At 65.0% G+C, this 8,199-nt stretch carries 7 protein-coding genes; all 7 read left to right on the forward strand.

Translation table 11 applies throughout. The annotated features are described in order from the left end of the window. Nucleotide 1: 1 nt before the first annotated feature. The gene (locus F816_RS0106850) at nucleotides 2-673 is read left to right on the forward strand and encodes a membrane integrity-associated transporter subunit PqiC (RefSeq protein ID WP_019594099.1); all 672 of its coding nucleotides are present in this window, start codon (nucleotides 2-4) and stop codon (nucleotides 671-673) included. Continuing rightward, nucleotides 670-1,179, forward strand: coding sequence for a glutathione peroxidase (locus F816_RS0106855; protein ID WP_019594100.1), 510 nt, complete (start codon nucleotides 670-672; stop codon nucleotides 1,177-1,179). The genes F816_RS0106850 and F816_RS0106855 overlap by 4 nt, the downstream gene beginning before the upstream one ends. Next, complete coding sequence (gene tadA / locus F816_RS0106860) at nucleotides 1,166-1,699, forward strand: tRNA adenosine(34) deaminase TadA (RefSeq protein ID WP_019594101.1); 534 nt, start codon at nucleotides 1,166-1,168, stop codon at nucleotides 1,697-1,699. The genes F816_RS0106855 and tadA overlap by 14 nt, the downstream gene beginning before the upstream one ends. Nucleotides 1,700-1,935: 236 nt before the next feature. After that, a complete protein-coding gene (locus tag F816_RS0106865; protein ID WP_019594102.1) occupies nucleotides 1,936-4,068 on the forward strand; it encodes a type I secretion system permease/ATPase in 2,133 nt (710 codons plus the stop codon). Continuing rightward, nucleotides 4,065-5,483: an HlyD family type I secretion periplasmic adaptor subunit gene (locus F816_RS0106870; RefSeq protein WP_026333171.1), complete on the forward strand. Its 1,419-nt coding sequence runs from the start codon at nucleotides 4,065-4,067 to the stop codon at nucleotides 5,481-5,483. The genes F816_RS0106865 and F816_RS0106870 overlap by 4 nt, the downstream gene beginning before the upstream one ends. Nucleotides 5,484-5,488: 5 nt before the next feature. Continuing rightward, the gene (locus F816_RS0106875; RefSeq protein ID WP_019594104.1) at nucleotides 5,489-6,103 is read left to right on the forward strand and encodes a response regulator transcription factor; all 615 of its coding nucleotides are present in this window, start codon (nucleotides 5,489-5,491) and stop codon (nucleotides 6,101-6,103) included. Nucleotides 6,104-6,421: 318 nt separating this feature from the next. Continuing rightward, the coding region (locus F816_RS0106880; RefSeq protein WP_026333172.1) for a retention module-containing protein at nucleotides 6,422-8,199 on the forward strand (1,778 nt) is incomplete at its 3' end.

Consider the following 8,199-nt stretch of genomic DNA (forward strand, 5'->3'; position numbering starts at 1 on the left):
GATGATCCGATGGACCTTACCCGCCGTACTGCTGACGGCCTGGCTTCTGGGCGGTTGCACGTTGATTCCCGAGCGCGATGCGGTGGACCGGTCATGGTTCCTGCTGGAGTTGCCGGCCGAACCGGCCCCTCTGCAGGCCGAAACGGATCGTCCCCTGGCGGTCGAACTGGGCTCGGTACGCGTGGCGCCGGCCTACTCCGGGAAGGGTTTGGTCTACCGCCTGGGTGACCATCGCTACGAATCCGACTACTACAACGAATGGTTTCTGACCCCGGGCGAACAGATCGAGCAGCTGTTGCGCGAGCGCTGGACGCGGGAGGGTGCGGCCGTCGAACTGGTCGGTAGCGCGGCCAACGTCCGGGCCGAGGGGCGACCCGCAGTGGAGCTTCACCTGTTGGTAACGGCCCTCTACGGCGATCTCGACGCCGCGAACCTGGACGCGCTTCCGGCGGCGGATGGCGATCAACCGGTGCGGGGAATGGGCCGCGTGGGGCTGCGTACCCAGTTGCGCACGGCGGAACGTTCCCGCCTGGTCCACATGGACGCACAACACACCATCGACCGGCGTTCGGCGGCGCGCCTGGTCTCCGCGTTGTCGCAGGCGACCGCTGATGTCCTCGCGGAGCTGGAGCACGAACTGCTGCGCGAAGCCGAAGGGGAGGCCCGCGAATGAGCGACGTTTTCGACTTTTCCGCGCCGTTGCCGGAGGGAGGCGAGCAGCCGTTGGCGGACTGGCGGGGCGATGTCCTGCTCATCGTGAACGTCGCGAGCGAGTGCGGTTTTACCCCCCAGTACGAGGGCCTGCAGGCCCTGCACGATCGCTACGCCGAACAGGGGTTCCGGGTACTGGGATTTCCCTGCAACCAGTTTGGCGGGCAGGAGCCAGGTGATGCGGACCAGATTCGGGCCTGCGGGGTAAAATTCGGGGCCTCGTTTCCGGTATTCGCCAGGATCGAAGTGAACGGGGACGGTGCGCATCCGCTCTACCGGCACCTCAAGGCACAGGCGCCGGGTGCCCTGGGCACGCAGGGCATCAAGTGGAACTTCACCAAGTTCCTGGTCGGCCGCGACGGTCGCGTGATGGACCGGTTCGCCCCGCAGAAAAAGCCGGCCGACCTGGCGAACGCGATCGAGTCGGCGCTGGCCAGGCCCGGACCGCAGGCCGATGGCGGACGCTAGTCCGGCGCCCGCCGGGGCCGATGGACCTCGGCCGGAGCAACCGGAGGCCCACGACTTCTGGATGGCCCGGGCCCTGGAAGAGGCCGGACGTGCCGCCGAATTGGGCGAGGTCCCGGTCGGGGCGGTGCTGGTGGCCGCAGATGGAACCTGTTTGGCGTCCTGTCACAACGCCCCGATCGCGCAGCACGACCCGACCTCCCACGCCGAGGTCCGGGTGTTGCGTGCGGCCGGCGAAAGACTGCGGAACTACCGGCTTCCGGGTACCACGCTCTATGTGACCCTGGAGCCATGCAGTATGTGTGCCGGAGCCATGATTCACGCAAGGGTGGCGCGGCTGGTTTTCGGCGCAGTCGACCCCCGCACAGGCGCTGTTGGCGGTGCCCTGGACCTGATTCACCATCCCTCTCATAACCACCATATCGAGGTATTGCGCGGTGTTCGGGGAGACGAGGCGGGCGACCAGCTGCGTCGTTTCTTTCGCGCCCGCCGGCGCGTTAATTCGCCGTTAGTCGATGGCTAGTGACCGCCTTGTGCTGGCAGGGCCGCCCGAGGCAAAGTTGTGACGCAATCGACATTACGGGGGGCGTTGATGGATCGGGCACCCGCCCCCGCTTTGAAGCTGCCTTCTGAGGGATACCTATCAACCGCCACGATGCCGATGAGCAGGACGATACCGCGGGGTCGAAACCGGACGAGCAAAAGGCCGCAGCAGGGCCTGTAGGCGATGCGACGGCCGCCACGGAATCTCTCCCGGTTTTGGATGCAAGCGATCGTCCCGATCCCCTTCTGGTCGGGCTGATCCTCATAGCGCGTACCCATGGCCTGAACCTGACGGCGGATTCGGCCCGTGCCGGCCTTCCCCTGGAAGACGGGCGTCTCAGCCCGGGCCTGGTGGATCGTGCCGCGCGGCGCGCGGGGATGACCACGCGGACGGTGACCCGCGAGCCGCGGGCGCTGAAAGAGGAGCTCCTGCCGGCCCTGCTGCTGCTCGACAACCACGATGCCTGGGTCCTGGTGGGCTGGAACGAGGACAAGAGCGTGGCCCGCGTCGTCGACCCGGAGGTGGGTGACGCGGTGATCGACGTCCCGATCGACCGTCTGAAGGCACGCTATCTGGGCCGCGCGATTTACGTTCGCCCCGAGTTCCGCATGGACGCGCGGGCACCACGCGTGTCGAAGGAAGACAAGGGACACTGGTTCTGGCGGGTCATTCGCGAGAATCGGCCGTTGTACCGCGACGTGCTCGTGGCGGCGGTCATGATCAACCTCTTTGCTCTGGCGATGCCGCTGTTCGTGCTGAACGTGTACGACCGCGTCGTCCCCAACCACGCGACAGAAACGCTCTTCATGTTCGCGGCGGGCGTGGTGATCGTGCTGATCGCCGATCTGGTCTTGCGCACCATGCGCAGTCATTTTGTCGACAAGGCCGCGATGCGAGCGGACGTAAAGCTGTCCTCGCACATCATGGAGCGGGTGCTGGGTCTGCGCATGGAGCATCGGCCGGCCTCGGTGGGCTCGTTCGCGTCCAATATCGGGGCGTTCGAGTCGGTGCGCAGCTTCATCTCTTCGGCGACGATCATCGCCTTTGTCGATCTCCCGTTTGCGCTGTTGTTCATTGCGATCATCGCGCTGATCGCCTGGCCGCTAGCGGTACCGGTGGTGATCGGTGCGCTGGTGCTGTTGCTGTACGCGACGGCGATCCACCGCAAGCTGCATGCACTGGCGGAGGAGAGCTACCGCGTCGCAGCGCAGCGCAACTCCACGCTGGTGGAAAGCCTTGCCGGTGCGGAGACCCTGAAGGCGCTGAGCGCCGAGGGGCGAGTCCAGGCGACCTGGGAGCGTTCGACGGCGCATCTGGCCCGCACCAGTGCGCAGAATCGCCTGCTCACGGCGAGCGTTACCCATACCGCGCTATGGGCACAGCACACCGTCGGGGTGGCCATTATTGTCCTCGGCGTGTTCCTGCTGATGGAGGGCGATCTGTCGATGGGCGGTCTGATTGCCGCCTACCTGATTTCCTCCCGTGCGATGGCGCCGATCAGTCAGACCGCGGGGCTGCTGATGCAGTATCACCAGGCTTCCACCGCGCTGGGCTCCCTTAACGAGATCATGACGCTGCCGGTGGAGCGGCCTCCGGAATCCACGTTCCTCAGTCGCGATCGCTTCGAGGGAGCAATCGAGTTCCGCAATGTGGATTTCGCCTACCCCGAGCAGCCCAACCCGGCCTTGCGCAACGTCTCGTTACGCATCCAGCCGGGGGAGCATGTGGCGATCCTGGGGCGGGTGGGCTCCGGGAAGAGCACACTGGCCAAGCTGATCATGGGCCTGTACCAGCCAACCGGCGGCGCGGTGATGGTCGACGGCATCGACGTGCGTCAGCTCGACCCGGCGGAGCTGCGGCGTTCCTTGGGGTATGTGGGTCAGGAGGTGACGCTGTTCTACGGCAGCCTCCGGGAAAACCTGGTCGCCAGTGATCCGCTGGCTTCGGACGAGGCGATTCGCAAGGCGATCGGGATATCCGGTATCGAGGACCTGATCAACACCCATCCGCAGGGCATCGACATGCAGGTCGGCGAGCGCGGCGGGCGCCTGTCGGGAGGCCAGAAACAGAGTGTCGGGGTGGCGCGTGCGGTGCTGCACGAGCCGAACATGCTTCTGCTGGACGAACCCACCAGCTCCATGGACAACTCGACCGAGCAGGCGATGAAGCGTCGCCTGGCCGAATTCATGGAGGGCCGCACGGCGGTGATCGTGACCCATCGCACCTCGCTGCTGGAGCTGGTGGACCGCATCATCGTGCTGGATCAGGGCCGCGTGGTGGCAGACGGGCCGAAAGACCAGGTGGTCCAGGCCCTGCGGGAAGGCCGCGTCGGGAAGGCACAGGCGTGAGCAAGCGAAAGGAAGGACAGGGGTTCGAAGACCTCGGGCGCGGGATGGATCGCGCCGGCAAGGTCGGCGCGCCCATGGTGGACCGGATCTTTCGGCCCTGGCTGACCAAGGAGGGCGCGGACCACCGGAACTGGGCTTCGGATGCCGACTGGACCCAGATCCAGGAAAAGCCGTTGCGTGCCCGTGCACTGTTGTACGGCATTCTGGTGACGCTCGTCTTGCTCGTGTACTGGGCATCGGTGGCGGAGATCGACGAGGTCGCGCGTGGCGATGGGCGGGTGATCCCCTCGCAGAACCTTCAGGTGCTGCAATCAATGGATGGGGGCGTCGTCTCGGACATCCTCGTGCGCGAGGGTGATGTCGTTGAACGCGGCGATGTCATGGTCCGTATTGATCCCACACGCTTTCTTTCCGATCTGGGCGAGGCCCGCGCCAGCGAGTTTTCGCTGCGGGCCCGGCAGGCGCGTCTGATCGCGTTGCTTTCGGATACGCCCTTCCTGGTGACGCCGGAGTTGCAACAGGGCCCGTCCGCCATCGTCGAGCAGGAACAGCAACTGTATGAAGAAAGCCTGGCGGAACTGAACTCGCGCATCCGGATTGCCGAGGAACAGCTGAACCAGCGCCAGGAAGAGTTGAACGAGGTGCGCGCACGCCGGACTCAGGCCGTGCGGGCACTGGAACTGGCCAGCCGGGAACTGGACGTCACCGAACCGCTGGTGCAAAGCGGAGCGGTTTCGGAGGTGGAGGTGCTCCGCCTGCAGCGGGAAGTGTCCAATGCCCGGGGGGATCGCGACCAGGCGACCGCGCAGATCGCCCGCCTGAATGCCGCTATCGAGGAGGCGGAAGAGAAGATCCGCGAGGTGCGGCTCAACTTCCGCAACCAGTGGCGCGCCGAGCTGGCCGACACGCTGGGCCGCCTGCAGGAGCTGGCCGAGGGAACCGAAGGGCTCGAGGACCGTGTGCGCCTGTCCGAGGTGCGCTCCCCGATGACCGGGATTGTCCAGAGGATGTTCGTGACCACTCGGGGCGGCGTGATTTCGCCGGGGCGCGAGGTGGCGGAGGTGGTCCCGCTGGAGGACGAACTCCTGATCGAGGCCCGCATGTCGCCGCGGGACATCGCCTATCTACGGCCGGGCCTGCAGGCGCGGGTGAAGTTCACGGCGTATGACTTCGCGATCTATGGCGGGCTGGAGGCGACGGTCGAACACATCAGTCCAGACACGATCACGGACGACGATGGCAACACCTTCTACAAGGTCCGCGTGCGAACCGACGAGACCGGCTTCGACGAGGAGCATCCGATCATGACGGGGATGGTGGCCCAGGTGGATGTCATCACCGGACGTCGAACCATCCTGCAGTACCTGCTGAAGCCGATCCTCCGCGCGGGCGATCTGGCCTTTACGGAGCGCTGAGAAACATGCAGATCTTCCTGATGGATCAAGATGCGCGGCCGTCGCCGCGCTGGGAGGCGGCGTTTCCGGACGCGCAGGTGCTCCGACCGCCGTTTCCCGCGGCGCTGCCCGAGGGCGCCGAGGCGTGCTGGGTCGGAACGGATGTCGCCGATTGGGACCAGCACGTCAGGCAGCGCACGCGGGTACACCGCGTGATCGTGCACTCCCGCCACCCGAATGACGAAGAAGGCATTCGAGCCTTCGACGCCGGCGCACACGGCTACTGCCACACCCTGGCGAACGTCGCCCAGCTGCGAACGATTGCAGCCACCGTCACTGGGGGCGGTCTGTGGGTGGGCCCGGATTTGATGACCCGCATGATCCGCACGGTGCGCAGCGCGCAACCGCAGGATCCGGAAACACCGCCCGAGGGGTTCGAGGACCTGACCCCGCGCGAACGACAGGTCGCCCTTGCCGTGACCACCGGCGCGCACAACAAGGAAATTGCACGCCAGCTTGGGATGACCGAGCGCACGGTCAAGATGCACCTTGGGTCGGTCTTCAAGAAGCTCGACGTCGACGATCGCGTCCAGCTCGTCCTGCACCTTACGCGTCTGCGCGAGTCCTGGCCCACGGCCTGATCCGGTCCAGGCGCTCCTTCTGGCCGTCGTCCGGGGGTGATGGGGTTCGCGACCCACATGACCATCCTGCGGGCCGCGCCGCCTGACGGATGGCTCGCCTTCGGCGCTCGACTCGCTCGGTTCGTGGATGGGGCGAATCACCTCGCCCGAAATCCAGACCCAAATCGTTACGAGTGCATCTGGTTTTCCCGGTCGAGTCCTACGGCCGTTCCTCCTGCCCCCCCCTGTACTTCAGTACAGCTGTCGCGCCAGCGGCTGCTCCCCTAGCATCCTATCCAGCAAAAACTTTCAACTAGTACCGTATCCAAGGGGATCGTCATGTCCGAAGTCGTCGTAGCGACCGTTGAATCCATTGTCGGCACCGTCATTGCGCGGGACGAGGACGGCAACACCCGCGTCCTGCAGCCGGGCGACCCAATCTTCCATGGCGAAGAAGTGATCGCCGAAGACGGCGCCTTCATCGAAATGGCCTTCGAGGATGGTTCTACCATGACCCTCGCCGGCAACGAGTCCGCGACTATTACCTCGGACCTTGCCGAATCCGCTGAACCCGAACCCCAGGACGCCGAGGTGGCCGACGCCACCGTTGAGGAGATCATCGCCGCCCTGGATCGCGGCGAAGACATCACCGACCTGATCGAAGCCCCGGCCGCCGGTGCCGACGGTGGCGGCGCCGGAGAAGGTAGCGGCTTCGTCCGTGTCACCCGCGGTTCCGAGGAAGTAGGTCAGGTCACCTACGCCTATGAGTCGAATTCCCTGCGCGGCCCCGGTGAAGCTGGCGGTGAAGATGGAGGGACGGTCGCTGATACTGGGACCGGGACAACCACAGACGACACGGGGACAACCACCGACGAAGTGGTACCGGAACCCAGCCTCGTCATCAGCGTTACACCGCTCAGTGAGATGGTCTCGCGGGTCGTAGCGGATATTCGTCCCCAAAGTCCAGACGTCATGTCCGCTCGGGTCGAAGAGGCCGACGTGTCGCCCTCTGAACAACCCGGTACGGGTTTGGCGGTGTTCAGCCTTGATTCCACGTTGGATCTGGACGGATTGCCGGATACGGCCGCGGGCCCGATCGGATATGCAATTGTTGGGGGCGATTCGGACTATCTGGCGATTGGTACGGATTCCGAGGGCAATCCAGCCGTCGTGTTGACCGAGCAGGGCGCATGGGCCTTGCAGAATGGACAGGTACCCAATAACGAGTTTTCTGTCGAAGTTCAGGGCACCGTGGAAATCGAGGGAATCGGTCCGGTTTCGGCGACGGAAGTTTCAGCCGTTGCGGTGGAGGTCCCGCAGCCGACGTTTGATGTCGAACTTTGGCCGGGAGAAGTCTTTTATATGCCTCCGGTGGACCAGCTGCCTGGGGTGCAGGAGCCTGATCTCCAGCAACTCAGTGTCGGCGCGGATAACGTGGCCGGAGATTTTGGGTACCCCGCGTCGGCAGTTGACGCAGGCATGCCGGTATTCTGGATCAACCCTCAGGCTGACTTTGATGGCATCGACCCCTCGCTGGGCGATTTTTCGTACGAGATCGTTGGTGGCGACAGCGAATACCTTGAGCTTTCACAGAATGACTGGGGCCAGTGGTCGGTCGTACTGAGCGAGGAAGGTGCCAGAGCCATCCAGAACGGCCAGGTTTCAGGAAACGATCTTGACGTGACCATCGAAGGCTCGCTGACCATCGGTGAAGGCCTCGTCAATACCTTCATGCTCGAAGCCAGCGCCGAAGGTGGTGTGGTGGTACCGACTCCACAGCCGGAGCTGACGGTGGGTCTGGAGTTGGTGGATGGCGCGACCGACGGTTGGCCGCAGTCGGCGGCCGAGAATGATGTGGTGTTCGAAGTCACGACCGATCTGGACCTGGATGGTATCGACGGCGAACTGGCGGGCGAGATCGCCCTGTCGCTGAACGAGGACAGCGGCGGTTATCTGGCGCTGGAAGGTAGCAATGTGGTGCTGACAGCCGACGGTGCGGCGGCGATCCGTAATGGCCAGGTGGGCCTGGACGGGTTGGTGGCGTCGGTCGAGGGCACGGTGACCATCGCCGAGGACGGTGTGAACCCGTTCGTCCTGACGGATGATGCGCAGGCGAG

Origin of the sequence: Thioalkalivibrio sp. ALM2T (assembly GCF_000381505.1) — a bacterium.
Taxonomy (GTDB): Bacteria; Pseudomonadota; Gammaproteobacteria; order Ectothiorhodospirales; family Ectothiorhodospiraceae; genus Thioalkalivibrio; species Thioalkalivibrio versutus.

Excerpts from the sequence above, each read along its gene's own strand:
- F816_RS0106850 (WP_019594099.1), top strand. The coding sequence starts at position 2 with ATGATCCGATGGACCTTACCCGCCGTACTGCTGACGGCCTGGCTTCTG.
- F816_RS0106855 (WP_019594100.1), top strand. The coding sequence starts at position 670 with ATGAGCGACGTTTTCGACTTTTCCGCGCCGTTGCCGGAGGGAGGCGAG.
- tadA (WP_019594101.1), top strand. The coding sequence starts at position 1,166 with ATGGCGGACGCTAGTCCGGCGCCCGCCGGGGCCGATGGACCTCGGCCG.
- F816_RS0106875 (WP_019594104.1), top strand. The coding sequence starts at position 5,489 with ATGCAGATCTTCCTGATGGATCAAGATGCGCGGCCGTCGCCGCGCTGG.